This is a genomic window from Streptomyces sp. Act143, assembly GCF_003143935.1.
Lineage (GTDB): Bacteria > Actinomycetota > Actinomycetes > Streptomycetales > Streptomycetaceae > Streptomyces.
In genome coordinates, this window is record NZ_QFRX01000001.1 from 684,597 (window position 1) to 710,885 (window position 26,289).

Sequence of the window (26,289 nt, forward strand, 5' to 3'; positions counted from 1 at the left end):
CCTACCTCCTGGAGGATCGCATGAGCGTCACCACAGCCCCGGCCCTCCTCGACCGTGACGGTCTGAACGCGCTGGTCGCAACGCTGGTGGCGCAGGGGCGGACCGTGGTCGGACCGACCGTCCGCGACGGTGCGATCGTGCTCGCCGAGCTGGACTCGGCGGACGCGCTCCCCTTCGGCTGGGGCGTCGAACTGGACGCCGGGCGCTACCGGCTGGTGCGCCGCGCGGACGGGGCCGCCTTCGCGCACAGCGCGGGACCGCAGTCGTGGAAGAACTTCCTGCACCCGGCACGCGAGCGGCTGTGGAGCGCCGAGCGGACGCCGCAGGGAGACGTCTCCTTCACCGCGGAGGAGCCCGCCGCCCCGTCGTACGCCTTTCTCGGTGTGCGGCCCTGCGACCTGCGGGCCATCGCGATCCAGGACCGGGTGCTGACCGGCGGACGCCACACCGACGGCGGTTACGCCGCGCGTCGCGCCCGGACACTGCTGATCGCCGCGGAGTGCACCGAGCCGGGCGCGACCTGCTTCTGCGTCTCCACCGGCGGCGGGCCCGCCGCCGACCCCGGGTACGACCTGGCGCTCACCGAGGTGGACGGCCGGTTCCTGGTCCGGGTCGGCAGCGACGAAGGCGCCGCGCTGCTGGCACAGCTCCCGCACCGGGACGCCGGACCGGACGCCGAGGAGACCGCCCGGGCCCGGGTGGACGCGGCCCGTGAGCGGATGGGCCGGGCGCTGCCGCCGGTCGATCTGCGGGCCCTGATGGGCGGGAGCCTCGCCGCCGAGCGCTGGGACGACGTCGCCGCGCGCTGTCTGACCTGCGGCAACTGCACGATGGTCTGCCCGACCTGCTTCTGCACGACCACGGAGGAGGTCACCGACCTCACCGGCGACCACACCGAGCGGTGGCAGCGCTGGGACTCCTGCTTCGACCTGGACTTCTCCTATCTCCACGGCGGCGCGGTCCGCTCCTCGCCGCACAGCCGCTACCGCCAGTGGCTGACCCACAAACTCGGCACCTGGCACGACCAGTTCGGCACGTCCGGGTGCGTCGGCTGCGGGCGCTGCATCGCCTGGTGCCCGGCCGGCATCGACATCACCGAGGAAGTGGCCGCGCTCGACGCCGAGCGGACGGCCCGGGGAACGGAGGCGGAGTGATGGCCCCCTCGATCGCCCTGCGCATGAACCACGCGCTGCCCGCCGAGCACCGCGACCGGCTGCTGCGTGTCGCCCGCGAGGCCCACTTCCCGCAGGGCACCCGCCTGTTCGAGGAGGGCGGGCACGCCAACCGCTTCTGGATCCTCCGGGACGGCACCGCGGCCCTCGACCTGCATGTGCCCGGCCGCCGCGCCCCGGTCGTGGAGACGCTCGGCGTCGGTGACCTGGTCGGCTGGTCGTGGCTGTACGAGCCGTACGTGTGGCAGTTGGGCGCCGGGGCCGTGACGGCGGTGCGGGCCTACGAGTTCGACGCCGTCGCCGTGCGGCTGATGTGTCTGAACGACCCCGAGTTCGGCCGGGCCGTGGAGCACTGGGTGGGCCGGGTGCTCGCCCACCGGCTGCACGCGGCCCGCACCCGGCTGCTGGACCTGTACGGCCCCTACGGCAGCGGCGGTGCGCGATGACGGATGTCCCGGTGCCCTACCGCGTGGTCGACCGCAGGCCGGAGACCGCGGACACGGTCACCCTGTGCCTGGAACCGGTCGCCGCCCCGCTGGACGACTTCGCGCCGGGCCAGTTCGCGATGGTGCACTGCTTCGGCCGCGGCGAGATCCCCGTCTCGGTGAGCTCCGTACAGGCCACCGGCGGGCTCGCGCACACGATCCGCGCGGTGGGGGCGGTCTCGTCGGGACTGTGCGAGGCGCAGGCCGGGGACGTGCTGGGCGTGCGGGGCCCGTACGGGGTCGGCTGGGAGCCGGAGCGGGCGCACGGGCGGGACGTGGTCGTGGTCGCGGGCGGCATCGGGCTGGCACCGCTCCGGCCGCTGATCCTGCGGGCGCTGGCCGAACCGGCGGCGTTCGGGCGGGTCAACGTGCTGATCGGGGCGCGGACCCCGGCCGATCTGATGTCCCGCAAGGAGATCGAACACTGGCCGACCTCGTACACCGGCGTCACCGTGGACCGGCCCGACCAGGAGTGGCGCGGGGACGTCGGGCTCGTGACCATGCTGCTGGACCGGGCGGCCTTCCACCCCGCGCGCGCCGCGGCGTTCGTCTGCGGGCCGGAGCCGATGATCCGGGCCACGGCCCGCGACCTCGTCTTCCGGGGCGTGCCCGCGGAGCGGATCAGGGTCTCCCTGGAGCGGAACATGCGCTGCGCGACCGGGCACTGCGGCCACTGCCAGCTCGGCCCGCTGCTGCTGTGCCAGGCAGGGCCGGTCGTGGACTGGAGCCATGCCGAACCGCTGCTGTCGGTAAGGGAGTTGTGATGAAACCGACCCTCGCCGTGTTCAAGCTGGCCTCCTGCGACGGCTGTCAGCTCACCCTGCTGGACTGCGAGGACGAACTCCTGGCACTGGCGGGCCAGGTGGAGATCTCGCACTTCCTGGAGGCCTCCAGCTCGGTAGCGGGCGGACCGTACGACCTGACGCTCGTCGAGGGCTCGGTCACCACGGCCGCCGACGCCGAACGGGTCCGCGCGATCCGTGCCGCCTCCCGCCATCTGGTCACGATCGGGGCGTGCGCGACGGCCGGCGGCATCCAGGCGCTCCGGAACTTCGCGGACGTCGACGCCTACCGGCGGGTGGTCTACGCGCACCCCGAGTACATCGACACGCTCGCCACCTCCACCCCCGTGTCGGCCCATGTGGACGTCGACTTCGAGCTGCGCGGCTGCCCGATCGACAAACGGCAGCTCATCGAGGTCATCACCGCCTTCCTCGCCGGGCGCAGGCCGGACGTGCCGAACCACAGCGTCTGCTTCGAGTGCAAGCGCCGCGGCACGGTGTGCGTCACCGTCGCCCACGGCACCCCCTGCCTGGGGCCGGTCACGCACGCCGGGTGCGGGGCCCTGTGTCCGGCGTACCAGCGGGGCTGCTTCGGCTGCTTCGGGCCCTCCGGGTCGGTGAACCTGCCCGCGCTCATCCCGGTGCTGCGCCGCGACGGCCTCGACGAGGACGACGTCCAGCGCTTCCTGCACACCTTCAACACCGCCGCTTTCGCCGCTCACGACAAGGAGTTGTCACCGTGACGCACCGTGGAGCCCGTGTGCTGCACGTCGGCTCGCTGTCCCGGGTCGAGGGCGAGGGCGCGCTGCGCCTGCGGGTGCACGACGGGACGGTCACCGAGGCACGGCTGGAGATCTACGAACCGCCGCGGTTCTTCGAGGCGTTCCTGCGCGGCCGTTCGTACACCGAACCGCCCGACATCACCGCCCGGGTGTGCGGCATCTGCCCGGTGGCCTACCAGATGAGCGCCTGCGCGGCGATCGAGGACGCCTGCGGGGTGCGGGTCGATCCGGTGATCCGCGAGCTGCGCCGGCTGCTGTACTGCGGGGAGTGGATCGAGAGCCAGGCCCTGCACATCTACCTGCTGCACGCCCCGGACTTCCTGGGCCGTGCGAGCGCGATCGAACTGGCCCGCACGCACCGGGCCGAGGTCGAGCGCGGGCTGCGGTTGAAGAAGGCGGGCAACTCGCTGATGGAGCTGCTCGGCGGGCGGGCGGTGCATCCCGTGAACGTCCGCCTCGGCGGCTTCCACCGGGTGCCGACGCGCCAGGAACTCCGTCCGCTGCACGAGGAGTTGAAGCGGGCCCTCGACGACGCCTGGGACACCGTCCGCTGGGTGGCGGGCTTCGAGTTCCCGGACGCGCGCGTCGAGGCCGACCTGCTGGCGCTGGCCGAGCCGGACACGTACGCCATCGAGGGCGGCACACCGACCGTGCTGCGCGCCGACGGGACCGGAACCTCCTTTCCCGTAGGGGACTTCACCGGGCACGTCACCGAGACCCACGTGCCGCACTCCACCGCGCTGCACTCCCGGCTGGACGGGCGGCTCCATCTCACCGGCTCCCTCGCCCGGTTCGCGATCAGCGGGGCACGGCTGTCGCCGGCGGCGCGGGAGGCGGCCGTGGCGGCCGGGCTGGGCGATCCCCGCGAGGGCGCCGTGTGCCGCAATCCGTTCCGGTCGATCCTGGTGCGGGCCGTGGAGACGCTCTACGCCGTCGACGAGGCCCTGCGGATCATCGGCTCGTACGAGCCGCCCGAGCACCCCTACGTGGAGGTGCCGCCGGTCGCGGGGGTCGGGCACGGCGCCACCGAGGCACCGCGCGGGCTGCTGTACCACCGCTACGAACTCGACGCCGACGGCCTGGTCGCCGATGCGCGGATGGTGCCGCCGACCGCGCAGAACCAGGGCGCGATCGAGGCCGACCTGCGCCGGATCGCCCAGCACGCCATCGCCGAACAGGACGCGGGTGACGCCGAGTTGACGCAGCTGTGCGAGCGGGCGATCCGCAATCACGACCCGTGCATCTCGTGTTCCACCCATTTCCTCGACCTGACGGTCGTGAGGACCGCAGGAGACACTGCGGGAGGCTGCGATGTCTGAATCCCCTGAATCCCCGTACACCGTGAGCGATGTGATGACCCACACGGTCATCGCCGTCGGACGCGACGCGTCCTTCAAGGAGATCGTCGGCCTGATCGACCAGTGGAAGGTCAGCGCCCTGCCGGTCCTCGAGGGCGAGGGCAGGGTGGTCGGCGTGGTCTCCGAGGCCGACCTGCTGGCCAAGGAGGGCGTCAAGGGCGACGACGACAAGGTCCTCGACCTCGTCGAGCGGGCCAAGGCCGAGGCGCTGACCGCCGGTGAGCTGATGAGCACGCCCGCCGTGACCGTCCACGCGGACGCCTCGGTCGCCGAGGCGGCCCGCATCATGGCCCGTCGGCGGGTGAAGCGGCTGCCCGTGGTGGACGCGATCGGCATCCTCCAGGGCGTGGTCAGCCGCAGCGACCTGCTGAAGGTGTTCCTGCGGCCCGACGAGGAGATCGCCGGCGAGATCGTCCACTCCGTGCTGACGAAACTGCCGGTCACCACTCCCCTGTCGGTCACGGTCTCCGACGGCGTCGCCACACTGTCCGGCTCCGCGGCCGAGCGCACCTACATGCCCATCGTGGCGCGGGCCGTGCGGGCGGTCGAAGGAGTCGTCGACGTGCGGCTGGAGCTCACCCACCGATGAAGTATCTCGACGAGTACCGCGACCCGGTCCTCGCCCGGCGTCTGCTGGACGAGCTGCGGCGGACGGCCACGCACCCCTGGCGGATCATGGAGGTGTGCGGCGGCCAGACCCACACCCTCGTCCGGCAGGGCATCGACGAGCTGCTGCCGGCCGGGATGCGGATGATCCACGGCCCCGGCTGCCCGGTCTGCGTCACCCCGCTGGAGACCCTGGACCGGGCCATGGCCGTCGCCGCCCGGCCCGGGGTGATCCTCACCAGTTTCGGCGACATGCTGCGCGTGCCCGGCACCGACACCGATCTGCTGTCGCTGCGGGCGCGCGGGGCGGACGTACGGGTCGTGTACGCCCCGATGGACGCCGTACGGCTGGCGGCGGAGCATCCGGAGCGTGAGGTGGTGTTCCTGGCCGTGGGGTTCGAGACCACGGCACCCGCCAACGCGACAGCGGTGCTGCACGCCGCCCGGCTCGGCCTCACGAACTTCTCCATGCTGGTCAGTCATGTCCTCGTGCCGCCCGCCATGACCGCGCTGCTCGACGACCCGGACTGCGAGGTGCAGGCGTTCCTCGCGGCCGGGCACGTGTGCGCGGTGATGGGCTGGCGGGAGTACGAGCCGATCGCCGCCCGGTACCGGGTGCCGATCGTGGTGACCGGGTTCGAGCCGCTGGACCTGCTGGAGGGCATCCTGCTGGCCGTACGGCAGCTGGAGTCCGGCCGGTCCGAGGTGGAGAACCAGTACGCGCGAGCCGTGCGTCGGGCCGGGAACACCGACGCGCAGGACGCCGTGCGCGCGGTCTTCCGGGTGACCGACCGGGCCTGGCGCGGCATCGGCAAACTGCCCGGCAGCGGGCTCGAACTCACCGAGGAATACGCGCGGTTCGACGCGGCCCGGCGCTTCGACGTGGGCGGGCTCAGCCCGGTCGAGGACCCCGACTGCATCGCGGGCTCGATCCTCACCGGGGCCCGGCTGCCCACGGACTGCGCGGCGTACGGCACCCGTTGCACCCCCCGCCATCCCCTGGGCGCGCCCATGGTGTCGTCCGAGGGCACCTGTGCCGCCTTCCACGCGGCCGGACGTGTCAGGAGTACGTCATGACGATCGAGTGCCCCGCTCCCCGTCACGAGGACGAGGTCGTGCTGCTCGGCCACGGTGCCGGGGGGCGCCTCACCGCGGAGCTGCTGGACCGGCTGATCCTGCCGTCCGTGGGCGGTGATCCCGGTCCCCTGGAGGACGCGGCGCTGCTGCCCGGCTACCGCGAACTGGTCATCAGCACGGACAGTTTCGTCGTCAGTCCGCTGTTCTTCCCCGGCGGGGACATCGGCTCCCTCGCCGTGCACGGCACCGTCAACGACCTCGCGATGCGGGGCGCGTGGCCGATCGCGCTGTCCGTCTCCCTCATCGTCGAGGAGGGGCTGCCGCTGGCCGAACTGCGGTCCGTCATGGAGTCGTTGGGGAAGGCGGCGCAGGAGGCCGGGGTGCCGGTGGTCACCGGCGACACCAAGGTGGTGGGGCGGGGCGCGGCCGACCGGCTGTTCGTCAACACCACCGGTGTCGGACAGCGGCACGGCTCGCTGCATCCGTCCGCGGCGCTCGCGCGGCCCGGCGACGCGGTGCTGCTGTCCGGGCCGATCGGGCTGCACGGCACGACCGTGCTGAGCACCCGCGAGGGCCTCGGTTTCGAGGGCGACATCGCCTCGGACAGCCGGCCCCTGCACCGCCTGGTCCGGGCGCTGGCCCCGTACGGCGCGGACGTCCACGTCCTGCGCGACCCGACGCGCGGCGGCCTGGCGGCGGCCCTCAACGAGATCGCCCGCGACTCCGCGGTCACCGTCGAGATCGACGAAAGCGCGGTCCCGGTCCCCGAAGCGGTCGCGGCCGCCTGCGATTTGCTGGGCCTCGACCCGCTGATCGTCGCCAACGAGGGCTGCCTGGTCGCCTTCATCTCCGCCGACGCGGCCACCGACGCCCTCGGCGCGATGCGATCGCTGCCCGAGGGTGCCCAGGCGGTACGGATCGGCGAGGTCGCCGCCGGGGAGGCACAGGGCCGGGTGGTGCTGCGGACGCTGGTGGGGGCGCGGCGGATCGTGGAGATGCCGTTGGGGGAGCAGTTGCCGCGGATCTGTTGAGGGGGGTGGGGGTTGCGGCTGAGTGGACCGAGGGCTGCGGTCGGGTGGGCCAGGGGCTGCGGTCGGGTGGGCCAGGGGCTGCGGTGGGGTGGGCCAGGGGCTGCGGTGGGGTGGGCCCCCGGGGGCGGAGGGCTTCGAGGGGGCGGGGGGCGGTCTGAAGGCTGAGAGCCCCCCCCCCCCNCCCCCCCCCCCCGGGGGGCGATGGCCTGGAGGCTGCGGGCCGGGGGCGATGGCCTGAGGTGACAGGCACGGGAGGGACGGGGCTGCCAGGCGCGGGATGCCGAGGGCGGCGGGCGGCGGGCGGCGGGCGGCGGAACGCCAAAGGCCGGCGCACGCGAGATGTCACGGGGCGTCCGGTTTGCAGGCGGCGGGTCAGGGCGGGCTGACAGGTGGTGGCCTGCCAGAGGGCTTGGGGGCGTCGGGGGTTGGGGGGCCGAGGGTCAGCCGGTCTTGTGGCCCCAGCGTGGGCCGACGTGGGCCCACTCCGTGTCCCACTGGGCCATGCGCCGTCGGTCCAGGCGGTTGTGGAGGACCCAGCCGAGGGGCAGTACGACCAGGCTCGCACACACCGCGGTCGCCGCGCCCAGGACGACGCCCTGGAGTTCCGCCTCTTCGCTGCTCACGGGCGGCGTGGCCAGGTCGCCCTGCCGGTCCAGCCAGATCCGGGTCACGCTGCCGGCCTCGATGCCGGGCTCGACCCGGGCCAGCCCGGTGCGGGTCGAGCCGTCCGACGCCGTCCAGCGCACCTTGGCCCAGGTGTAGTCGTCCGACGAGGTGGAGGCGGTGGCCGTGTCGGAGGCGTCCTGGATGAGGACGGCCGACACGGGGTGGCGCTGGCCCCGCCGGTCGTCGAGGCTCTGCTCCACCGCGCGGGCGGTCACCATGCCGGCGACGGCTCCCGCGACGAGGCCCAGGAAAAGGAGGGTGAGCAGCAGCCAGGCCTCGACGACGTCGCTGCGGCGCCTGAGCGGGTTGCGCCGCCACCGCCACAGCCACACCCGCCGTGCCTTCCCGCGAACCGTCCGCGTCATCGTCCGACACCTCCTCGCGGGCGGACCACAGCCCGTGTCCGCTCCTACCGACGAATCTCCCAGGTGCGGCACCGTGCGCGGCAGGGGCCGACCGGGCGTCCGCCAGGGACCTCCGGGTGCGTTCGGCACCCGACCGGCCCAGCGGTCCATCGGCCCAGCGGCCCGGCGGCGCGGCGGCCCGGCGGTACATCGGCCCACCGCCCCGCCGGCGCTCAGGACGCCGGTCCGGGCAGGGCCGTCACCGCGCCGGTCCGGGCGGCGTACAGCGCCGCGGCCGGGGACCGGCGCGGCGAGGCCGACACGTGGGTGGGGTAGCCCAGCCGCAGGACCATCTGCGCGGACCGGTCCCCGATGAGGCGTGCCTGCAACTCCGCCCGCAGCTCCGGCAGTTCGAGCGGCTGGGTGTGGAAGCCCGCCATGACGCCGTGGGCCGCCGCGTACAGCAGGACCCGCTGCAGCGCCTGGCCCGCCCGCAGCCAGTCCAGCCGGGTGTCGTGCGGGGTGCTGAGCACGACGACGGTGCCCGTGCGCGCGGTCCACCGCCGGGGCCGGCGGTCGCAGTCCATGACCACGCCCGTGTAGTCGCGCCCCGCGAGGAGCGAGCCGTCCGCCGGGAGCCGGCACGCGTCCCGGGACACCCGCTCCCACCAGGGCCGCCGGGCGTGGCCCGACCAGCCGCTGATCTCGGCGGCGTGCCCGGGGTGGGCGCGGTGCGTGGCCTCCGCGGCCCGTACCCACTCCCCCAGCATCCGCAGCTTCTCCGGGTTGTCGACGGTGTGCAGCAGGGCGCCCTCGGCCCTGGCCTGGTCACGCAGTCCCTCGATCAGGGACCACGGCACGGGTGTGGGGTCGAACGGCCCGCGCTGGGTGTGCCGCCGGGTCAGCGCGCGTTCCATCTCCCGCACCCGCCCGGTCACCGGGGCGTGCGCGCCCCAGGCCACATGGGCCAGGAAGGCCTGGTCGGCGGGGACCGGGAGCGGTGTCACGACGGGCCGGAAGCCCAGGTTGCGTACGGCGACCCGCACGTTGAACAGCGCGGCCCCGCAGCTGATGACCATCTCCCGGCCGGCCGGGTCGGTCAGGGGCAGCCGGCGCCCGCCGTCGGCGTGCACCTCGAAGCCGCGGTCCCGGCCCTCGTCGACGAAGAACCAGGGCTGGGTGTTGTGCACGGAAGGCGCGCAGCCGGCGGCGCGGGCGAGGTGGAAGGCCGCGCGCCCGCGGGGCGCGGAATCGAGAGGTGCGGTGTCTGTGTAGGTCATGGACATGTTGGCCACCCTTCGTGTGCCGTCCGGCTCCGGCGTCCCGGCCGGCTGTCGCGCTTCTGGAACCGCCGTTCGTGTCACCGGTGGGGAACAACGGCCACGGGAGCGCTGGAGTGGTGCAGAACGGCGTGCGTGACCGGTCCGATGTGCGCGCCGAACGGGGAGCGGCGCACGCGCCGTCCCACGACCAGCAGGGACGCCTCGCGGGAGGCGTCCACGAGGAAGTTGGCCGCCCGGCCCCAGCGGGACTCCTCGACGACCTCGACGCCGGGGTGCTTCCCTCGCCACGGGAGCACGGCCTCGGCCAGGTCCTTGGCCTGCTGGGTGCTCAGTTCGCCGTGGTACGCCAGGTCCGTGGGAAGCCGGTAGGCGTAGTAGGGCGGCGGGTTCCAGCCGTGCACGATCCGCAGGGACGTCCGCCGCCGCACCGCGGCGTCGAACGCGAACGCGAGCACCGTGTCGTCGGGGTCCTCCGTGTCGAGTCCGAGCACGACCGGACGGTACGGCGTCGTCGCGGACGGCATGCCCGTCGGGTCCGGGACGTGCTCGTCGGCGGCCTGTTCGCCGGCCCGGACGAGGACGACGGGGCGCTCGGCGTGGGCGACGACGCTCAGGCCCACGGAACCGACCATGAAGCCTTCGACACCACTGAGGCCGCGAGACCCCAGGACGAGGAGTTCGGACTCCCCGGCCAGGGCGGGGAGGACTTCGAAGGCGCTGCCGACGACGCGCTCCATGGTGACGTCGAGGCCGGGGTGACGCGACCGGAGTCCCGCGGCGGCCTCGCGGGGGATGCGCTCGCTCCAGTGCTGGAGGGTTTCGGCGCTCAGCACCGCCGACTCCGCCATGGCGTCGGGTATCCCCTCCCAGATGTTCACCAGCCGCAGCGGCAGCCCGCGCAGCTTCGCCTCCCGTGCCGCCCACTCGGCGGCGGCCCGGCTCTCCGACGAGCCGTCGAAACCCACGGTCAGGGTGCGGGGCATGGTCTCCACCTCCCCAGTAGGTCCTAGGACTTCAGCGTCTCGGAAGGCGCGTTCGGGGAGCAGGGGCCGCAGGTCCCCGGGCCGGACCGACCGGCCCCATCGGGTCCGCTTGGGCTCGCGCGGAACCAGGGCCGACGGAGCTCGCACTTGCAGCACCCGGGCGCACGGCGCTCACCCGTGCGGGACGACGGCGACGGAACAGCGGGCGTGGTGCAGCAGGGTTCGGGTGACCGGTCCGATGCGAGGAGCGAGGCGGCCGTCGCCGGTCCTTCGCCCCACGACGGCCAGGGCGGCCCCGCCCGACGCACGCACCAGCGCGTCGGCGGCCGTTTCCGCCACGACGGTCTCGACCACGGGCACGGTCGGGAACTTCTCCCGCCACGGGCGCAGCAGCGCGGCGAGCGTCTCTTCCTGCGCGTCGGACGGGCGCGCGGTCCCGTCGACGGCCCGTGCCGTCGCGGGCGGGGACGCGTGGATCACGTGCAGGACGGTCGTACGGCATCGCGCGGACGCGAAGGCGAACTCGATCAACTCGTCGCAGGGGCGGGAGATGCCGAGGCCGAGGACCACGTCGCGGTACGGGATCTCGGGTATCTCCTCCGGAGAGATGCCGTCCGGGGCCGGCAGGTGTTCGTCGGCGGAGCTCTCCCCCGCGCGGACGAGCACCACCGGGGTCCCGGACCGGGCCACGACCTGCTCGCAGACCGCGCCGACGGCCCCGCCCGTCGCATCGCCGCGGCCGCACGCCCCGAGGACCAGCAGTTCCGCCTCGCCGGCCGCCGCGAGCAGCGCGGCGACCGGCGGGTCCGGCACGGCCCGTCCCGTGATGCGCAGGCCGGGGTGCGCGGCACGCACTCCGGCGGCCACGCGCTCCAGCACCCGCTCCCCCTCCTGTGCGGGGGCGTCGGCGCCGGAAGGCACGGCGGCCGGCCACCGTGGCGTGTGCACGAGCCTCAGCCCGGCACCCCTGCGCAGGGCCTCCCGGGCCGCCCAGTGGGCGGCGGCGAGGCTCTCGGCTGTTCCGTCCACTCCCGCGGTCACGTGCCGAAGCATGATGTGCACCTCCTGCGTCCAGAACCGTCCTCGAGGAGATCGTGCGCCCACCGCCGAACGACGGGCCCGGGGCTGTCCGGTGCCCCCTTGGGGCCGTACGGCCCCTCCTCGGCCCCGTGCGGGCCCAGAACACTGGGCAGCGTCCGACAGCGCGTCCCGGGGGCTGCGTCCCGCGGGCGGGGAGGAGTTCCGATGCCGACCGCACTGCTCGCGCCCCCGACGCTGGAGACGCTGATCTCGGCCGCCGTGGCCGCGCCCTCCATCCACAACACCCAGCCCTGGCGGTTCCGGCTCGATCGGGACACCGCGACGCTGGAGGTCCGGGCCGTGGCGGACCGCGGCCTGCGCCACATCGACCCCAGCGGCCGTGCCCTGCACCTGTCCGTGGGCTGCGCGGTCCTCAACCTCCGGGTGGCCGTGGCCCACTTCGGACGGGAGCCGGTGACCCGGCTGCTGCCCAGGCCCGGCGAGCCGGATCTGCTGGCGACCGTACGACTCGGCGGTCCGGTCCGCAGCGGGGCGGCGCACCGCCTGTACGAGGCTGTGTGGCACCGGCACAGCAGCCGGTCCCCGTTCTCCGAACTTCCCCTGCCCGCCGCGGTGCTGGCCGAACTGGGCGAGGCCGCGCACACCGAGGGCGCCCTGCTGAGCCGCCCGGGTCCGGGCGGGACCGAGCGGCTGCTGCGGCTCACCCGGGACGCCGAGCAGCGCAACACCCTCGACGCCGACCGGGCCGCGGAGAGCCGCCGCTGGGTGCACGAGCCGACCGAGGCGTCCCTCGGGATACCGCCGTGGGCGCTGGGGCCGCAGGACTTCCTGGAGCGTCTCCCCATGCGGGACTTCGGCGCCCACCGGCACCCGTCCGCGCTGGCCGGCCGCCTCTTCGAGCAGCGGCCGGCGATCGCCGTGCTGTCGACCGCGCACGACCGCAGGGCCGACTGGCTGCGCGCCGGGCAGGCCCTCGAACGGGTCCTGCTGGTGGCCACCGCCCACGGTGTGCGGGCGTCCCTGCTGCACCAGGCGCTGGAGTGGCCGGACCTGCGCGAGCAGTTCGCGTCCGCCGAGGGCGACCGCCGCCACCACGCCCAGATGGTGATCCGGCTCGGCTACGGCCCCGAGGGCCCGGCGTCTCCGCGGCGTTCTGCGCGGCAGGTGGTGGACGAGGGCGAGCTGTCCGTACAGCTGCCGCGATGACGCGGCTCTCCGGCGTCCGGACGAGCACCCGGACGGGCACTTGGACAGCGACGGGCGCGCGGACAGCGCGTTCGGACGGAGCGCTCAGGTGACGTCCAGGACGTCCCGCACGGGACGGCGCGGTGTGGCCGGACCCAGCGGCCCGTAGCCGAGACGCAGCACCATCTGGACGGGGCCGTGGCCGGCCACCGGGTCGCGGGCGAGTGTGCGCAGGTCACCGCTCTCCAGCGGATGGGAGGTCAGCGACGCGGCCAGTCCGGCCGACGTGGCCTCCAGCAGGACGCGTTCGAGGGCCTGTCCGGCGCGCAGCCAGTCGGCCGTGGTGTCTGCGGGCGTGGACAGCAGCGCCAGGTGCGGACTGCTCTCGAAGGAGACGCTGCCGCGGTCGGCCACCGGGCGGCGGCCGGCGAAGTCGCGCTGTGGTGCGCGGCCGTCCCGTCGGCGCGGCCCGAAGGCGTACTCGGGAACGCCGTCGGTGGCGATGTCTGCCTCCGGACCGAGCCTGGTCCAGCGTTGCAGGTCCTCCCGGCTCGACGGGTCCAGGGCGTCGCGGCTCTCCGCGTCGCGGACCAGGTCCAGGACGGCCTCGATGTGCCAGGACCCCGGGAACAGCAGTTCGGCGCCCTCCTGGGCGGCTGCGGTCCGCAGCGCGTCCCGTACGTCCCCGGGGAGGTCCTTCTCGTCGAAGGGGTAACGGCTCGTGTGCCGTTGCCGGATGGCGGGGTGGAGCCGGGCCAGGTCGTCCGCTTGCCGGTCGGTCCCGGTGGCGTCGGTGAGTCGTACGGCGGCGAGCGCCGTCGGGTCGTCCGGGTCCGGCAGCAGCCGCACCTGCGCGGACAGGCCCGCGTGCGCGGCGGCCACGCGCAGATTGAACAGTGCGGCGCCGCAGCCGATGTGCAGCGCCCTGTTGTCGGGGTCGGTGCGGCGCATGGCCCGGCTCAGGTCGGCGCGCAGCAGCAGGAGGCGTTCGCCGGTGACGAGGCGGAACCTCCAGGGCTGGGCGTTGTGCATCGACGGTGCCGCCGTCGCGTCGGCGATCAGCGAGGTCACCGTTTTCATGTCCAGGTCCCGCTGCGTCATCGTGGCCTCCTCGGCCCGGGCGCGTGCGGCGCGCCGGTCTGCCTGTTCTCTCCGCCGAGCGGTCCTCGCACCGGCGCGTTCACACGGTCGCGACGAGCTGGTCCGCCACCTCCACCACGTCCGCGATCCGCGCGATCTCCTCGCTCAGTCGCGGGATCAGCTGCGCGTTCAGCGAACCGGTCAGGGTGACCGTGCCGTTCTCGACGTGGACGTGGACGTCGGCGGCGGCGCCGGCGAACGCTCCCTCGACCACGCGGGAGACGACCTCGGCCCGGATCGCCGCGTCGTCCCGGACCAGGGCCTGCAACAGCTCGCTGCGGCTGACGACACCCACCAGGCGGTCCTGGTAGTCCGTGACGAACACCTGCCTGATCCGGGAGCGGGCGGCCGTGCGGGCCGCTTCCACCACCAGGGTTCCGGGCTGCACGGTGAGGGCCGGCGCGGACATCAGCGTGGCCGCGGTCTCACCGCCGTCCGCGCGCGACCGGCGGTGCAGCAGGCCGGCGAGTGCGCCGGCCCGCTCGGGCACGGCGAGGGTCGCCGCCTTCGCGAGCAGGTCGGACTCGGCGACCACGCCGATGACATGCCGTTCGGCGTCGATCACGGGCGCGGCGCCGGTCTGCCGGCGGGCCAGCATCCGGGCGACGTCCAGGAACGGCATGTCGGCGCGGACACCGGTGACCGGCCGCTTCATGATGTCGCGCACCCGCAGCTCCGTGACGGGCACCGGACCGTGCCCGGCACGGCTCACCGCCATGATCCGTCCGGAGCCCGGGGACGCGGGGGGCGTGTCCGCGGTGGCGGCCCGTGACGACGGGGAGGCCATGACCTGGAGGTAGCGGACCATCAGATCGGGGCGGCGGCCTTCCGGGCGTTCCGCGCGGGCGGGCAGCTGGCGCCGTGCCTCGGCCGACGCGGCGCCGTGTTCCCGTGTCTCTCGGTCGTTCATGGCAGCTCCCGGGGTGTGCGAGGGCCGATTCCGCCGTCTCCACCGTCACGCCGGAGGCCCGGTACCGGGCAGGGGCCGTACGGCCCCTGTCGCAGGACGAGCAGCCCCTGCGAGTGCAATCCGCCCGTTTCGGGACAGCGGCTGACCGCGGTGGTCGCGGCAGCAGGGCCGCCCGGGCCGCTCCGGGGCCGGGCGGCCCATGGTGGTGAACGGGCGGGACGTCGAGGCTGGTGCCGAGATCGTCATCGCAGTCCGGAGGTCCCCGTGGGCGACGACAGTGTCACGGACCGGCGCGCACCCGCCGATGTCCCGCTCACCGGCCCGCGTCCGCGTCCGCCGCTGCAACGGCTGCGTCCGGACGAGGTCTTCGCGGCCCTCGACGTCTCGCCCCGCGGCCTGACCGCGCGGGAGGCGGAGCTGCGGCAGCGCCGCTACGGTCCGAACGAACTGCCGGCCCCGCGTCGCCAGGGGCTGGCCCGCCGGTTCTGGAGCCAGTTCACCGATCTGTTCGCGATCGTCCTGCTGGTGGCCGCGGGGCTGACCTTCGTCGCCTACACGCTCCAGGACCCGCGTGACACCGGCAATCTCCAGCTGGCCTTCGCGATCCTCGGGGTGGTCGTCCTCAACGCGGTGATCGGTTTCGTCCAGGAGTACTCGGCGGAGCGCACCGCCCAGACGTTGCAGGCCATGGTGCCGCACACGTGTGTGGTGCTGCGCGACGGTGAACGCCGGGAACTGCCCACCGCGGCGCTCACCCCGGGCGACGTGATCGTGCTGGAGGCCGGTGACGCCGTCCCGGCGGACTGCCGTGTCGTCGAGGCCCACGGACTGACGGTGAACAACGCCTCCCTCACCGGGGAGAGCGCGGCGGTGGGCCGGGGCAGCGAGGCCACGGACGCGAGCGCGGTGCTCGACTCGCGCAACTGCGTGTTCATGGGCACCACGGCGGTCGCCGGATCGGGCAAGGCCGTCGTGTTCGCCGTCGGTGCCGACACCGAGTTCGGCAGGATCTTCCGGCTCACCCAGGAGGCTCCCGAGCAGAAGACGCCGCTGCAGCACCAGGTGGCCTCCATGGCCCGCCGGGTGGCGGCGCTGGCCGTGGCGATCGGCACGATCGTGCTGGCCGTGCGGCTCCAGTCCGGCCAGCCGCTGGTGTCGACGTTCGTGTTCGCGCTCGGGGTCATGGTGGCGCTGGTGCCCGAGGGCCTGCCCGCCACCCTCTCGGTGTCGCTGGCGATCGGCGTCCGGCGGATGGCGAACCGTCAGGCCCTGGTCAAGCGGCTGCTGGCGGTGGAGGCGCTCGGCTCCACGACCGTGATCTGCACCGACAAGACCGGCACGCTGACGCAGGCCGAGATGACCGTCACGCGGGTGTGGAGCGGCGGCGGGACGCACGAGGTGTCCGGCATCGGGTACGCCCCCGTCGGCGCCGTCGCCGATCCGGGCCCCGTACGGGATCTGCTGCGTACCGGGGTGCTGTGCTCGGACGCCCGGCTGCTGCCGCCGGACGACGGGGCCGGCTGGCGGATTCTCGGCGACACCACGGAGGGCGCGCTCCTCGTGGCGGCCGTCAAGGCCGGTCTGGACCCCGGCGCCGAGCAGACCGCCGCGCCCCGGATCGGCGAGTTCCCCTTCGACCCGGCCCGCAAGCTGATGAGTACCGTCCACCGCTTCCCCGAGGGCACCGTGGTGTGTGTCAAGGGCGCGCCGCAGGAGCTCCTGGCCCGGTGCACCCACCTCGCCGGCGGCGACACGGTCCGGCCGCTGACCGACGCGGCGCGCGCCTCGGTGTCGGCGGCGAACGACGCCATGGCCGCGCAGGGACTGCGCGTCCTCGGTGTGGCCCGGCGCCGGGCCGACGCCGTCCCCCGTGCCCTGGAGGAGGCCGAGTCCGCTCTGACGTTCCTGGGGCTGGTCGGCATGTTCGACCCGCCGCGCGCGGAGGTCTCCGCCGCCGTGCGGGCCTGCCGCCGGGCCGGGATCCGCATCGTGATGGTGACCGGCGACCACCCGCTGACCGCGGAGGCCGTCGCCCGCCGGGTCGGCATCGTCACCCACCCGGCGCCGACAGTGGTGACGGGGTCCTCCCTCGACACCATGACCGGCGCCGCGCTCGACGCGCTGCTGGCGGAGCCGGGAGAGCTGCTGCTGTGCCGGGTCAGTCCCGAGCACAAGATGCGGGTGGTGGCCGCGCTCCAGGCGCGCGGCGAGGTCGTGGCGGTGACGGGCGACGGCGCCAACGACGCGCCCGCGCTCAAGCACGCGGACATCGGCGTGTCGATGGGCGCCTCCGGCACCGACGTGGCCCGCGAGGCGTCGGTCGTGGTGCTGCTCGACGACTCCTTCGCCTCCATCACCACGGCGGTGGAGCTCGGCAGGTCCGTCTACCGCAACATCGGCAAGTTCCTGACCTACCTCTTCAGCCACAACATCGCCGAGCTCGTGCCGATCCTGGTCGCCACCTTCGTGGGCTTCCCGCTGGTGCCGCTGACCGCGGTGCAGATCCTCGCGATCGACCTGGGCTCCGATGTGCTGCCCGCCCTGGCCCTCGGCGCGGAGCCGCCGGAGCCGGACACGATGGAACGCCCGCCCCGGGCCCGCCGTGAACGGCTGTTCTCCGCCGGGCTCGTCCGCCGGTTCCTGTTCCTCGGGATCGTCCAGTCGATCGGGGTGTGCGCGGTCTTCTTCTGGCAGGTGCACTCCTCCGGCATCCCGTACGCGGACTTCACCAAGGACACCCCCGCCTACCACAAGGCGATCACCCTGACCCAGGCGGCCATCGTCGTCAGCCAGTTCTTCAACGCCCTGGCCGTGCGCACGGACCGCGAGAGCGTCTTCCGCGTCGGCCTGTTCTCCAACCCCCGGCTGCTCGCCGCGGGTTGCTTCGGCATCGCCCTGATGGCCGCGATCAGCTATGCGCCGCCCCTGCAGGCGGTGTTCCACACCGCGCCCATCGGCGTCGTCGACTGGGCGGTCCTGGTCGGCTTCGGGGTGCTGGTACTGGCCGCGGAGGAGACGCGCAAAGGGCTGCGGCGCGCTCGTCAGAAGGAGGAACGACCATGAGGGTCATCATCGTGGGCTGCGGCCGCGTGGGGTCCGCGCTCGCTACCCGCCTGGCCGGCGAAGGGCACGACGTGCGCGTCATCGACCGCGATCCCAGGACCAGCGGGCTGCTGCCCGGCGGGTTCCCCGGCCGGGTCCTGCACGGCAACGGCTTCAGCCGGGCGCTCCTGGAGGCGGCGGGCATCGAGCACGCCGACGCGTTCGTCGCGGTCACCTCGGGCGACAACACCAACATCGTCAGTGCCCGGACCGCGAAGGACACCTACCGGGTGCCGATCGTCCTGGCCCGTATCTACGACCCGCGGCGCGCCGACATCTACCGGGATCTCGGCATCCCCACCATCGCGAGCGTGCGGTGGACGGTGCACCGGATCCACCAGATGCTGCTGCACCGCCATCTCACCCCCGAGCTCGGCTTCGGCAACGGCGAGACCCTGGTGGTCCGTTCCGGACTGCCCCCGCATCTGACCGGCCGGCGGCTCGGCGAGCTGGAGGTCGACGGCGAGATCCGGCTGGTCGAGGTCACGCGTGGCGGACGGTCGTTCCTGCCGACGCGCAACACCCCGGCCGAGCCCGACGATCTCGTCACCTTCGCCGTGTCCGCCGAGGCGCTGTCCCGGCTGCGCGGCTTCCTCGACAAGGAGCTGGGCACATGAAGGTACTCATCGCAGGCGCCGGGCGACTGGGCAGGCAGGTCGCCCAGGTCATGGCGGCCGCCCACAACCAGGTGACGGTCGTGGACCGGGACGACGGCCGTGTCGCGGCCCTGCGCGGGCAGCTGCCGGTGCGGCTGGAGACCGGCGACGCCTGTGAGCCCTCCGTGCTGGAGCGGGCCGGTGCCCACACCGCGGACCTGGTCATCGCCACCACCGGCGAGGACGAGGACAACCTCGTCATCTGCCTGCTCGCCAAACGCCAGTTCGCCGTGGACCGGGTGGTGGCCCGGGTCAACGACACCGAGAACGCCTGGCTGTTCGACCAGAGCTGGGGCGTCGACGCCGCGGTGCCCGCCGCGATGCCCCTCGTCTCCCTGATCGAGGAGGCGACCGGCGCCACCGACACCGTCGCCCTGCTGCGGCTGAGCAAGGCGGGAGTGAACGTGATCGAGACGACCATCACGACCCGTTCCCGAGCGGCCGGAAGCGCCCTGTCCGACGTGGCGGTCCCGCCGGGCACGGTCGTGGCGGCGGTGCTGCGCGACGGCGCCCCCGTCGCTCCCGCCCCGGAGCTGGTGCTCGCGGCGGGCGACGAGCTGCTGGTGGTCTCGCACGCGGCGACCGAGGACGAGGTGCACGCGGCCTTCCAGTGATCTCGACGGCGTACGCCCGCGCGAGCCCCCCGAGTTGGGCCGTACGGGCCGCAGGAGGGGACGGGTGGCTCCTCCCCCGCGGGTCGCCGCGGCACGACGATGGCGGCAGGACCGAGCAGGACCGACGCACGACAGACACGGAGGTGGTGCGGCATGTCACGACCGGGCGTCACCGGGGTCGAAGGCTCCGCCACCGAGGCATCCCCCTCGTCCGGGGATTCCGGAATCGACCACGCGGCCACCCACTTGGTCCGCGCGGCCGTGACCGCGCCCTCGGTCCACAACACCCAGCCCTGGCTGTTCACCCGCCGCGAGGGGGAGCTCGACCTGTACGCGGACCCCTCCCGCCGGCTCCGCCTCACCGACCCGGACGGGCGGGAGCAGCTCATCAGCTGCGGCGCGGCGCTGTTCAACGTGCGCCTCGCCATGCGCCGTCTGGGGTTCGCACCGGTGCTGCGATCGTTTCCCGACCCGCGCGACCCATCCCGTCTCGCCCACATCGGCTGGGGCCCCCACGCCAGGCCGGGCACTGAAACCTCGCTGATGTACCGCTCGATGCGGCAACGGCGCACGCACCGCGGCCCGTTCCAGCCGTTCCCGCTCTCGCGGCAGCTGGTCGGGGAGCTGCGCGCGCAGGCCCGGGCCGAGGGCGCCGAGCTGCGGACGATGGAGTCCGTTCATGCCCGGCGCCACCTCGCGGAGCTGGTGCGCACGGCCGAGGCCATCGATCGCGACGACCCCGGCCGGGTCGCCGAGCTGCTCCACTGGACACGGGCCGCCCACGGCGGATGCCCGGACGGCGTCCCGCTGGACGCCTGCACCACCGACCCCGACGGCACCGGCCTGGCCGGGCGCGACTTCCTCCGTCTCATGTCCGCCCCGCCTGCCGCCCCCACGGTGAGCTGGCCGCCCGGTACGGGGCTCGTCGTGCTCCTCACCACGCGGCACGACACCCGGGAGGACTGGCTGCGCGCCGGACAGGCCCTGCAGCGGGTACTGCTGCACGCCACCACCCGCTGGACCGCGGCCGCCTTCCACACCCAGCCCCTCGAAATACCGTGGTTGCGTGCCCAGTTGCGCACGGCGCTCGCCCTCGGCGACTTCCCCCAGCTGATCCTTCGCCTCGGTCACACCACCCGTGGCCGGACGATCCCGCGCCGCCCGGTCGACGCGGTCCTGACGGCGGGCTGAAGGCCCCGGACGGTGACACCCTGCGCATGGTCCGGGCGAGAGGCCGAGCGGCCCCGACCGGGGTCCCTTTCGGCACATCCCTCACGCATATGCGCGCCGGACAATGGAGACGGCGCGGAGGCGGCACCCCCGGAGCCCCGCGCCGGGAACACTCCGGTGGATGGGCACACCGGAGTGGCGTCCGCGGTTCGCGGCAGTGGCCGGACGCGTGCCCGCTCGGTGGACCGACCCGTGCGGGCACTTCCGTGCACGGCCCCCTCTCGGCGGCCCGGTCGCACCGGGGCGTCGCGCCACGCCCGTCTCCTCATGAGGCGACGGGCGTGGCGCGGTGGCTCAGTTCGTGCCGGACGCTCCGCCTTCACCGGCCGGCATCCCCTGACCGTGGGCGACGTGGCGGATGTGCGCGTCGGGACCCGGGAACACCAGGGTGACCCGGTCCGTGTCCGACCAGTACACGTCGTACGGGGGCGTCCCGTCCTCGTGGTGAAGTCCGACGATCTCGCCGTCGCGCTTGGTGACGCCGGTGGTCGGGCTCTCGACGACGAGTACATCACCCAGTTGAGCTCGCATGATCTCCACCCACTTCTCCGCAGGACTGCTCCTGCCCCCACGGTGGCACGGCTCGGCATTGCGCCGCATGGGCTCGAGAACCCGATCCCAGGGGGCCGAACGGCCCGCTTTCCGGGTCGTCCGGCCCGCGAACGGCCCTGCGTGGCTCAGCGATCATTGCGCTTGATAGAGCTTCCGGTCGTCGAGGTCGTAGTAGTAGTTGGCTTCGGCTGTGTACGAAAGGGAAGCGAAGGACTTTCCCTTGTAATCGATCTCGGTCACGCCGCGCTCACCCCCGGAGATCCAGTGCAGACGTGCGGTCCAGGCCGCGTAGCCGCGGGTTCGCGTGGAGATGATGAATTGTTCGGGGTCACCGGATGACACCTTGTAGGGAAAACCTGGATTGTTCGGCTGCACGACGTCCGTGTCGCAGTTGTCGCACAGCAGGCGCGCACGGGGCTTGGCCGCGTCCAGGTCGACGTCGTAGGTCCGTGCCGACATCCCGCTACCACATTGCGTTCCCATGGACACCAAATTGCCGGGCAACGTGCGATGGTGTCGCTTCATGACAATGTCGAGGCCGGTGAGGACGATCGCTTTCTCGTCGGCACCCTGCACGGTGACTTGCACCTCGCCTCCCGTCGGCAGTTCGCTGCCCTCCGCGCGTAAGGTCCGGTCGATGACGTCGCCTCTCTCCCGGGGGGCGGTGCCGGCGAGCGCGTTCGTCAGTTTGCTCGCGACCCGCCACGGATCCCTGCGCCAGAGCCAGGTGTTGTAGGACTCGTCGTCATGGGTCATCACGGTGACGATCGGCTTTCCGGGCTGCGGCTCGGACTCCGAAAGACCCGAGAACAAAGACGCGCCGCCTTGCTGCAGCCATCCCCCGACCACGGAAACCGTGATCGCGGTCACCGCGGTGACGAATGCCGGTCTGCGCCACCACCTGACCTGGCTCACGACTCCACCGGCTCCTTCGCCGGAATCGTCGCCACTTGATGATCGCCCGCCCTCACCGCTCACAGCATGCCCTTTCCGGTCTTTCCTGGACCCGCCACACTAGCGGCGCGCATATCGCCGATACGCGGGTTTCCCGACGCGGCTCCGGCACGGGAGGCACTGGCGGGGCGCACGGCATCGGGCGCGCGCCCCGCCCCGTCCGAACGGGCAGCGCCCTTTCCGTCTTGGCTCGTTCTCGACCCCGGCATCGGCCGCGTATTGCCTCTCGGGCAATTACCGCCGGGAACATTTGCACCCTTTCCGCAGGCGGCCGTAACCTCTGCGGCACGATACCCCCGGGGGTAATTAAAGAAGCAACAAAACGGCCCGGAGGTCACGTGACCCGTGCCGTCCATGATCCGAGCAAGCACCCGTCCGGCGCCCGAGCGCGCCTCACTGGAAGGAGCCCGTCTTGGCCGCCACCCCCTCCCCCTCCGACGCACCGCTCTCCGGCCGTCACCGTGTCGCCGTCGTCGGCGGCGGCAGCGCCGGCATCAGCGTCGCCGCCCGGCTGCGCCGCGCCGGCGTCACCGACATCACCCTGATCGAACCGTCCGACACCCACTGGTACCAGCCCCTGTGGACCCTCGTGGGCGGCGGTCAGGCGCCCCTGCGCAGCACCCGGCGCCCCGAGGGATCGGTCATCCCGGACGGCGTGCGCTGGATACGCCGTCGCGCACTGGCCGTCGACCCCGAGACCCGCACCCTCACCCTCTCCGGAGGCGCCGAACTCACCTACGAGTACCTGGTCATGGCGCCCGGCATCCAGCTCGACTGGGGCGGCGTGCCCGGTCTCGCCGAGGCCGTCGGCCACGACCGGGTGAGCAGCAACTACGCCCCCGAGTACGCCCCGCGCACCTGGGAGCTGATCAAGGACATGCGCTCGGGCACCGCGGTCTTCACCCACCCGGCGACCCCGCTGAAATGCGGCGGCGCACCGCAGAAGATCGCCTACCTGGCCGCCGACCACTGGCGCCGGCGCAAGGTCCTCGACGACATCCGGATCATCCTCGTCATCCCCGACCCGGCGCTGTTCAAGGTGCCCGCCTGGTCGCAGGTCCTGGAGAAGGTCGCCGAACGCTACGGCATCGAGGTGCGGCTGCGCTGCGAGATGACCGCCGTGGACGGCGCCGCCCGCGAACTCACCGTCACCGACCACGCCGACGGCACGAAGGAGACGATCGGTTACGACCTCCTGCACGCCGTGCCGCCGCAGAGCGCGCCCGACTGGATCAAGGCCGGACCGCTCGCCGACCCCGCCAGTCCGCAGGGCTTCGTCGCCGCCGACCGGCACACCCTGCGACACCCCTCGCACGCCGAGGTCTTCACGCTCGGCGACGTGGCGAACCTGCCCACCTCCAAGACCGGCGCCGCGGTGCGCAAGCAGGCCCCGGTGGTGGCCGGCAACCTGCTCGACATCATGAACGGCCGTACGCCGTCGCACCGTTACGACGGCTACACCTCCTGCCCGCTGGTGACCGCCCGCGACCGGATGCTGCTCGCCGAGTTCGACTACGACCTCAACCCCACGCCCACGTTCCCGCTCCTCGATCCCTTCAAGGAGCGGCGCACGATGTGGGCGTTCAAGCGCTACGGCCTGCCGCCGATCTACTGGCACGGCATGCTCACCGGCCGCCTCTGATCCCGACGCCGAACCCTTCTCGCACGGAGGTCACTGGACCATGTTCTTCACCCAGTACTACCTCGACTGCCTCTCCCAGGCGTCCTATCTGATCGCGGACGAGACCACCGGCAGAGCCGTCGTCGTCGATCCGCGCCGCGACGTCTCGGAGTACCTCACCGACGCCGCCGCACACGGTTTCACCATCGAGGCGGTCATCAACACCCACTTCCACGCCGACTTCCTCGCCGGACACCTGGAGCTCGCCGACCGCACCGGCGCCTGGATCGGCTACGGACGGCGCGCGGAGGCCGAGTACCCCATCCGCGAACTCGCCGACGGGGACCGCATCGCCCTCGGCGACGTCCAGCTCCAGATCCTCGAAACCCCCGGCCACACCCCGGAGTCGATCAGCGTCCTGGTGTACGAGCACGCCGACGACCCCGTCCCCTACGGCGTGCTGACCGGGGACGCGCTGTTCATCGGCGACGTCGGCCGACCGGACCTGCTGGCCTCCATCGGCGTCACCGCCGACGAACTCGGCCGCATGCTCTACGACACCGTCCAGCACAAGCTGATGGCCCTCCCGGACGCGGTCCGCGTCTTCCCCGCGCACGGTGCCGGGTCCGCCTGCGGCAAGAACCTCTCCACCCGGCGCCAGTCCACCATCGGCGAGCAGCGCGCCACCAACTACGCCTGCCGGCCCATGAGCGAGGAGAAGTTCGTGTCGCTGGTGACCGAGGGCCAGCCGTCCGCACCCGCCTACTTCGTCTACGACGCCATCCTCAACCGCAAGGAGCACGGCCTGTTCGACCCGGCCACCGCGCCCCGGCCGCTGTCGGTCGCGGAGTTCATGGCACGGCGCGCGGCCGGAGCGGTCGTCCTCGACGCCCGTTCCCCGCAGGACTTCGCTCCCGGGCATCTGCGCGGCTCGCTCAACGTCCCCGCCGACGGCCGCTTCGCCGAGCAGGCCGGCATGGTCGTCGCCCCCGAACAGGACGTCGTGGTGATCGCGCCGCAGGACCGGGAGGAAGAGATCGTCACCCGGCTCGCCCGGATCGGCTTCGACAAGGCCGGCGGGTATCTGCGCGAACCCGAGGGCGCCTTCCCGGACCTGGCCGACGAGATGGAACAGGCCAGTCGGCTGACCGCCGACGAACTGCGCCGCCTGCTGGACGGCGACGAACCCCCGCTGGTGCTGGACGTGCGCAACGCCGCCGAACGCGAGGAGGGCCGCATCGAGGGCTCGTTGCACATCCCGCTGGCCGAACTCGCCCGCCGGGCCGCCGAGATCCCGGCCGGCCGGCCGCTCGTGGTGCACTGCGCGGGCGGCCACCGCTCCGCCATCGCCGCCAGCCTGCTGCGCCACCGGGGCCGTACCGACGTCTCCGACCTGCTCGGCGGCTACGGCGCCTGGCTCGCCCTGCCCACCCGGACCGAGGCCTGAGCCATCGCGTCGCCCGCGGCGGCCGGGCCCCGAACGGAGAGGCGGAGGAGGGAACAATCCGGCCCCGACCGGCGCTGTTCCTGGTACCAAAGCCCCGTATGTGCGACCCGCCGGGGCCCACCGACCGGACGGAGGAGCGTGAGCATCATGGCGACGGCAGGACATGACCGGCCCGCGGCGGGCGAGAGCGGTTCCCTCGTGACCGCCTGCGGGCGCAGGATCGCCGTGCGCGGCCTGCGGCTGCCGCCCGCCGGCCGGCCCATCCGGCGGATCGCCCTGGACGTCGGCCGCGACCAGGGCGACGAGCCGGGCGTGTGGGCCGCCCTCACCGCGGACGAGGCCCGTGACCTGGCCCGGCTCCTGCTGACCCAGGCCGCCCTGGCCGAGCGCGGCACCGAGCCCGGCGCTCCGGTGCGGCCGGGCACTCAGGTGTAGATGATCTGCCCGCCGGCCGCGTGCCCGTAGAACTCGCCGACGGTGATGATGCCCTGCACCTGGTCCACCAGGTCGTCCTCGGCGAGTTCGAAGAGGTCGACGGACGCCTTGCAGGCGTAGATGCCCGCTCCGGTGTCGGAGATCATCTCGATGAATTCGGGGATGGGCGGGATGTCCAGCGTCTCCATCTTGCGTTCCATGTACCGGGTGACCAGGTCGGGGACGCCCGGCAGACCGCCCAACAGGGTCGGCAGGTGCAGGCCCGGGTTGCCGACGGTGGCGAGCTTGATGTGCTCCCAGCGCTTCTTCGTGATCGCGTCGAGGCCGAAGAAGGTGAAGAACAGGTCGGCCTCGATGCCCTCGGCACGGGCGCCGTTGGCCATGATCAGGGCCGGGTAGATCCCCTCCAGGGACCCCTTGGAGACGATGATCGAGACCTTCTCGATGGTGGCGGTGTCGGCCATGACGGCTCGCACTCCTTCCGCAGGCTCAGGGCCTCAGATGCAACCGCGCGGCTTGGGGATTCCGGCGATCTTCGCGGCGGTCTTCGCCGGGCCCTTGGGGAAGAGCTGGTACAGCTCCTTGACGCTCACGCCGGACGTCTTGCCGAGCACGCGCACCGTCGGGCCGGTGCCCTTGGCGGCGTACTGCTCGCGCATGAAGCGGATGACCGTCCAGTGCCGGTCGGTGAGTTCGGTGATGCCCTGCTCGCGGGCGATCTGCGCGGCCATCGGCTCGCTCCAGCGGCCGGGGTCGGTGAAGAAGCCCTCGTCGTCGACCGGGACGGCCGTGTCGGCGTAGGTGGCGGTGGGCATGGTCGGGTCCTTTCCTGG

Annotated in this window: 26 protein-coding genes; 16 read left to right on the plus strand and 10 right to left on the minus strand. The window is 73.3% G+C overall.

Translation table 11 applies throughout. From position 1 onward, the window contains the following. The first annotated feature begins 20 nt into the window (after positions 1-20). From DI272_RS02960 to hypE, 8 genes are read left to right on the plus strand one after another with little or no spacing between them, the layout of a single operon-like run. Entirely contained in the window at positions 21-1,154 is a 1,134-nt protein-coding gene (locus DI272_RS02960) for a 4Fe-4S dicluster domain-containing protein (protein WP_109493560.1), read from the plus strand. Continuing rightward, positions 1,154-1,618, plus strand: coding sequence for a Crp/Fnr family transcriptional regulator (locus DI272_RS02965; RefSeq protein ID WP_109493561.1), 465 nt, complete (start codon positions 1,154-1,156; stop codon positions 1,616-1,618). The genes DI272_RS02960 and DI272_RS02965 overlap by 1 nt, the downstream gene beginning before the upstream one ends. Further along, positions 1,615-2,421 carry an FAD/NAD(P)-binding protein gene (locus DI272_RS02970; RefSeq protein ID WP_109493562.1) on the plus strand — a complete coding sequence of 269 codons (807 nt, stop codon included), beginning with the start codon at positions 1,615-1,617 and terminating at the stop codon, positions 2,419-2,421. The genes DI272_RS02965 and DI272_RS02970 overlap by 4 nt, the downstream gene beginning before the upstream one ends. Beyond that, positions 2,421-3,182, plus strand: a complete 762-nt coding sequence (locus DI272_RS02975) for an oxidoreductase (protein ID WP_109493563.1) — start codon at positions 2,421-2,423, stop codon at positions 3,180-3,182. Before DI272_RS02970 ends, DI272_RS02975 begins: the two co-directional genes overlap by 1 nt. Then, positions 3,179-4,540, plus strand: coding sequence for a Ni/Fe hydrogenase subunit alpha (locus tag DI272_RS02980; RefSeq protein ID WP_109493564.1), 1,362 nt, complete (start codon positions 3,179-3,181; stop codon positions 4,538-4,540). Before DI272_RS02975 ends, DI272_RS02980 begins: the two co-directional genes overlap by 4 nt. Then, entirely contained in the window at positions 4,533-5,168 is a 636-nt protein-coding gene (locus tag DI272_RS02985) for a CBS domain-containing protein (RefSeq protein ID WP_258314447.1), read from the plus strand. The genes DI272_RS02980 and DI272_RS02985 overlap by 8 nt, the downstream gene beginning before the upstream one ends. Next, positions 5,165-6,262: a hydrogenase formation protein HypD gene (gene hypD / locus DI272_RS02990; protein ID WP_109493566.1), complete on the plus strand. Its 1,098-nt coding sequence runs from the start codon at positions 5,165-5,167 to the stop codon at positions 6,260-6,262. The genes DI272_RS02985 and hypD overlap by 4 nt, the downstream gene beginning before the upstream one ends. Beyond that, the gene (gene hypE / locus DI272_RS02995; protein ID WP_109493567.1) at positions 6,259-7,293 is read left to right on the plus strand and encodes a hydrogenase expression/formation protein HypE; all 1,035 of its coding nucleotides are present in this window, start codon (positions 6,259-6,261) and stop codon (positions 7,291-7,293) included. Before hypD ends, hypE begins: the two co-directional genes overlap by 4 nt. Before the next feature lie 440 nt (positions 7,294-7,733). On the opposite strand, the gene DI272_RS44120 is transcribed toward hypE, so the two are convergent. The 4 genes from DI272_RS44120 to DI272_RS03015 form a co-directional block, all read right to left on the minus strand. Continuing rightward, positions 7,734-8,324 carry a hypothetical protein gene (locus tag DI272_RS44120; protein WP_146238308.1) on the minus strand — a complete coding sequence of 197 codons (591 nt, stop codon included), beginning with the start codon at positions 8,322-8,324 and terminating at the stop codon, positions 7,734-7,736. Between the two features lie 212 nt (positions 8,325-8,536). Further along, entirely contained in the window at positions 8,537-9,583 is a 1,047-nt protein-coding gene (locus DI272_RS03005) for an Acg family FMN-binding oxidoreductase (protein ID WP_109500654.1), read from the minus strand. An 80-nt stretch (positions 9,584-9,663) separates the two neighbouring features. Then, positions 9,664-10,569, minus strand: a complete 906-nt coding sequence (locus DI272_RS03010; protein ID WP_109493568.1) for a universal stress protein — start codon at positions 10,567-10,569, stop codon at positions 9,664-9,666. 171 nt (positions 10,570-10,740) lie between these two features. Further along, positions 10,741-11,622 carry a universal stress protein gene (locus DI272_RS03015; protein ID WP_109493569.1) on the minus strand — a complete coding sequence of 294 codons (882 nt, stop codon included), beginning with the start codon at positions 11,620-11,622 and terminating at the stop codon, positions 10,741-10,743. A gap of 192 nt (positions 11,623-11,814) precedes the next feature. Between DI272_RS03015 and DI272_RS03020 the strand changes: the two genes are divergently transcribed. Next, positions 11,815-12,816: an Acg family FMN-binding oxidoreductase gene (locus DI272_RS03020; RefSeq protein ID WP_109493570.1), complete on the plus strand. Its 1,002-nt coding sequence runs from the start codon at positions 11,815-11,817 to the stop codon at positions 12,814-12,816. An 84-nt stretch (positions 12,817-12,900) separates the two neighbouring features. Here the strand turns inward: DI272_RS03020 and DI272_RS03025 are convergent, their stop codons facing one another. Continuing rightward, complete coding sequence (locus DI272_RS03025) at positions 12,901-13,896, minus strand: Acg family FMN-binding oxidoreductase (RefSeq protein WP_109493571.1); 996 nt, start codon at positions 13,894-13,896, stop codon at positions 12,901-12,903. A 79-nt stretch (positions 13,897-13,975) separates the two neighbouring features. Then, positions 13,976-14,845: a CBS domain-containing protein gene (locus DI272_RS03030; protein WP_109493572.1), complete on the minus strand. Its 870-nt coding sequence runs from the start codon at positions 14,843-14,845 to the stop codon at positions 13,976-13,978. 264 nt (positions 14,846-15,109) lie between these two features. Here DI272_RS03030 and DI272_RS03035 point away from each other — a divergent pair, with 264 nt between their 5' ends. From DI272_RS03035 to DI272_RS03050, 4 genes are all read left to right on the plus strand, one after another. Continuing rightward, a complete protein-coding gene (locus tag DI272_RS03035) occupies positions 15,110-17,908 on the plus strand; it encodes a cation-transporting P-type ATPase (RefSeq protein WP_258314448.1) in 2,799 nt (932 codons plus the stop codon). Next, positions 17,905-18,564, plus strand: coding sequence for a TrkA family potassium uptake protein (locus DI272_RS03040; RefSeq protein WP_109493573.1), 660 nt, complete (start codon positions 17,905-17,907; stop codon positions 18,562-18,564). Before DI272_RS03035 ends, DI272_RS03040 begins: the two co-directional genes overlap by 4 nt. Continuing rightward, entirely contained in the window at positions 18,561-19,217 is a 657-nt protein-coding gene (locus DI272_RS03045; protein ID WP_109493574.1) for a TrkA family potassium uptake protein, read from the plus strand. Before DI272_RS03040 ends, DI272_RS03045 begins: the two co-directional genes overlap by 4 nt. 153 nt (positions 19,218-19,370) lie before the next feature. Further along, entirely contained in the window at positions 19,371-20,408 is a 1,038-nt protein-coding gene (locus tag DI272_RS03050) for an Acg family FMN-binding oxidoreductase (protein ID WP_258314449.1), read from the plus strand. A 333-nt stretch (positions 20,409-20,741) separates the two neighbouring features. Here the strand turns inward: DI272_RS03050 and DI272_RS03055 are convergent, their stop codons facing one another. Both DI272_RS03055 and DI272_RS03060 read right to left on the minus strand, forming a co-directional pair. Continuing rightward, positions 20,742-20,978: a DUF1918 domain-containing protein gene (locus DI272_RS03055; RefSeq protein ID WP_375138024.1), complete on the minus strand. Its 237-nt coding sequence runs from the start codon at positions 20,976-20,978 to the stop codon at positions 20,742-20,744. Between the two features lie 153 nt (positions 20,979-21,131). After that, on the minus strand, positions 21,132-21,914 hold the full coding sequence (locus DI272_RS03060) for a hypothetical protein (RefSeq protein ID WP_109493576.1): 783 nt from the start codon (positions 21,912-21,914) through the stop codon (positions 21,132-21,134). 451 nt (positions 21,915-22,365) lie between these two features. Here DI272_RS03060 and DI272_RS03065 point away from each other — a divergent pair, with 451 nt between their 5' ends. The 3 genes from DI272_RS03065 to DI272_RS03075 all read left to right on the plus strand — a co-directional run bounded on the left by DI272_RS03065 (position 22,366) and on the right by DI272_RS03075 (position 25,456). After that, positions 22,366-23,595 (plus strand): FAD/NAD(P)-binding oxidoreductase, encoded by a 1,230-nt coding sequence (locus DI272_RS03065; RefSeq protein WP_109493577.1) that lies wholly within the window; start codon positions 22,366-22,368, stop codon positions 23,593-23,595. A 40-nt stretch (positions 23,596-23,635) separates the two neighbouring features. Next, positions 23,636-25,021, plus strand: a complete 1,386-nt coding sequence (locus tag DI272_RS03070) for an MBL fold metallo-hydrolase (protein ID WP_109493578.1) — start codon at positions 23,636-23,638, stop codon at positions 25,019-25,021. 147 nt (positions 25,022-25,168) lie between these two features. After that, positions 25,169-25,456: a hypothetical protein gene (locus DI272_RS03075; protein ID WP_109493579.1), complete on the plus strand. Its 288-nt coding sequence runs from the start codon at positions 25,169-25,171 to the stop codon at positions 25,454-25,456. Here the strand turns inward: DI272_RS03075 and DI272_RS03080 are convergent. Together DI272_RS03080 and DI272_RS03085 are read right to left on the minus strand one after the other, a co-directional pair. Next, a complete protein-coding gene (locus tag DI272_RS03080; protein WP_109493580.1) occupies positions 25,447-25,920 on the minus strand; it encodes a DsrE/DsrF/DrsH-like family protein in 474 nt (157 codons plus the stop codon). The two genes, DI272_RS03075 and DI272_RS03080, sit on opposite strands and share 10 nt — an antisense overlap. 33 nt (positions 25,921-25,953) lie before the next feature. Continuing rightward, positions 25,954-26,271 (minus strand): TusE/DsrC/DsvC family sulfur relay protein, encoded by a 318-nt coding sequence (locus DI272_RS03085; RefSeq protein WP_109493581.1) that lies wholly within the window; start codon positions 26,269-26,271, stop codon positions 25,954-25,956. Positions 26,272-26,289 lie beyond the last annotated feature (18 nt).

What these genes read in the sequence shown, in the direction of transcription:
- DI272_RS03025 (WP_109493571.1), bottom strand. Translation starts at nt 13,896, where the DNA reads ATGACGCAGCGGGACCTGGACATGAAAACGGTGACCTCGCTGATCGCC.
- DI272_RS02960 (WP_109493560.1), top strand. Translation starts at nt 21, where the DNA reads ATGAGCGTCACCACAGCCCCGGCCCTCCTCGACCGTGACGGTCTGAAC.
- hypE (WP_109493567.1), top strand. Translation starts at nt 6,259, where the DNA reads ATGACGATCGAGTGCCCCGCTCCCCGTCACGAGGACGAGGTCGTGCTG.
- DI272_RS03070 (WP_109493578.1), top strand. Translation starts at nt 23,636, where the DNA reads ATGTTCTTCACCCAGTACTACCTCGACTGCCTCTCCCAGGCGTCCTAT.
- DI272_RS02970 (WP_109493562.1), top strand. Translation starts at nt 1,615, where the DNA reads ATGACGGATGTCCCGGTGCCCTACCGCGTGGTCGACCGCAGGCCGGAG.
- DI272_RS03015 (WP_109493569.1), bottom strand. Translation starts at nt 11,622, where the DNA reads ATGCTTCGGCACGTGACCGCGGGAGTGGACGGAACAGCCGAGAGCCTC.
- DI272_RS03010 (WP_109493568.1), bottom strand. Translation starts at nt 10,569, where the DNA reads ATGCCCCGCACCCTGACCGTGGGTTTCGACGGCTCGTCGGAGAGCCGG.
- hypD (WP_109493566.1), top strand. Translation starts at nt 5,165, where the DNA reads ATGAAGTATCTCGACGAGTACCGCGACCCGGTCCTCGCCCGGCGTCTG.
- DI272_RS03040 (WP_109493573.1), top strand. Translation starts at nt 17,905, where the DNA reads ATGAGGGTCATCATCGTGGGCTGCGGCCGCGTGGGGTCCGCGCTCGCT.
- DI272_RS03080 (WP_109493580.1), bottom strand. Translation starts at nt 25,920, where the DNA reads ATGGCCGACACCGCCACCATCGAGAAGGTCTCGATCATCGTCTCCAAG.
- DI272_RS03055 (WP_375138024.1), bottom strand. Translation starts at nt 20,978, where the DNA reads ATGCGAGCTCAACTGGGTGATGTACTCGTCGTCGAGAGCCCGACCACC.
- DI272_RS03005 (WP_109500654.1), bottom strand. Translation starts at nt 9,583, where the DNA reads ATGACCTACACAGACACCGCACCTCTCGATTCCGCGCCCCGCGGGCGC.
- DI272_RS03085 (WP_109493581.1), bottom strand. Translation starts at nt 26,271, where the DNA reads ATGCCCACCGCCACCTACGCCGACACGGCCGTCCCGGTCGACGACGAG.
- DI272_RS44120 (WP_146238308.1), bottom strand. Translation starts at nt 8,324, where the DNA reads ATGACGCGGACGGTTCGCGGGAAGGCACGGCGGGTGTGGCTGTGGCGG.
- DI272_RS02975 (WP_109493563.1), top strand. Translation starts at nt 2,421, where the DNA reads ATGAAACCGACCCTCGCCGTGTTCAAGCTGGCCTCCTGCGACGGCTGT.
- DI272_RS02965 (WP_109493561.1), top strand. Translation starts at nt 1,154, where the DNA reads ATGGCCCCCTCGATCGCCCTGCGCATGAACCACGCGCTGCCCGCCGAG.
- DI272_RS02985 (WP_258314447.1), top strand. Translation starts at nt 4,533, where the DNA reads ATGTCTGAATCCCCTGAATCCCCGTACACCGTGAGCGATGTGATGACC.
- DI272_RS03075 (WP_109493579.1), top strand. Translation starts at nt 25,169, where the DNA reads ATGGCGACGGCAGGACATGACCGGCCCGCGGCGGGCGAGAGCGGTTCC.
- DI272_RS03030 (WP_109493572.1), bottom strand. Translation starts at nt 14,845, where the DNA reads ATGAACGACCGAGAGACACGGGAACACGGCGCCGCGTCGGCCGAGGCA.
- DI272_RS03050 (WP_258314449.1), top strand. Translation starts at nt 19,371, where the DNA reads ATGTCACGACCGGGCGTCACCGGGGTCGAAGGCTCCGCCACCGAGGCA.
- DI272_RS03020 (WP_109493570.1), top strand. Translation starts at nt 11,815, where the DNA reads ATGCCGACCGCACTGCTCGCGCCCCCGACGCTGGAGACGCTGATCTCG.
- DI272_RS03045 (WP_109493574.1), top strand. Translation starts at nt 18,561, where the DNA reads ATGAAGGTACTCATCGCAGGCGCCGGGCGACTGGGCAGGCAGGTCGCC.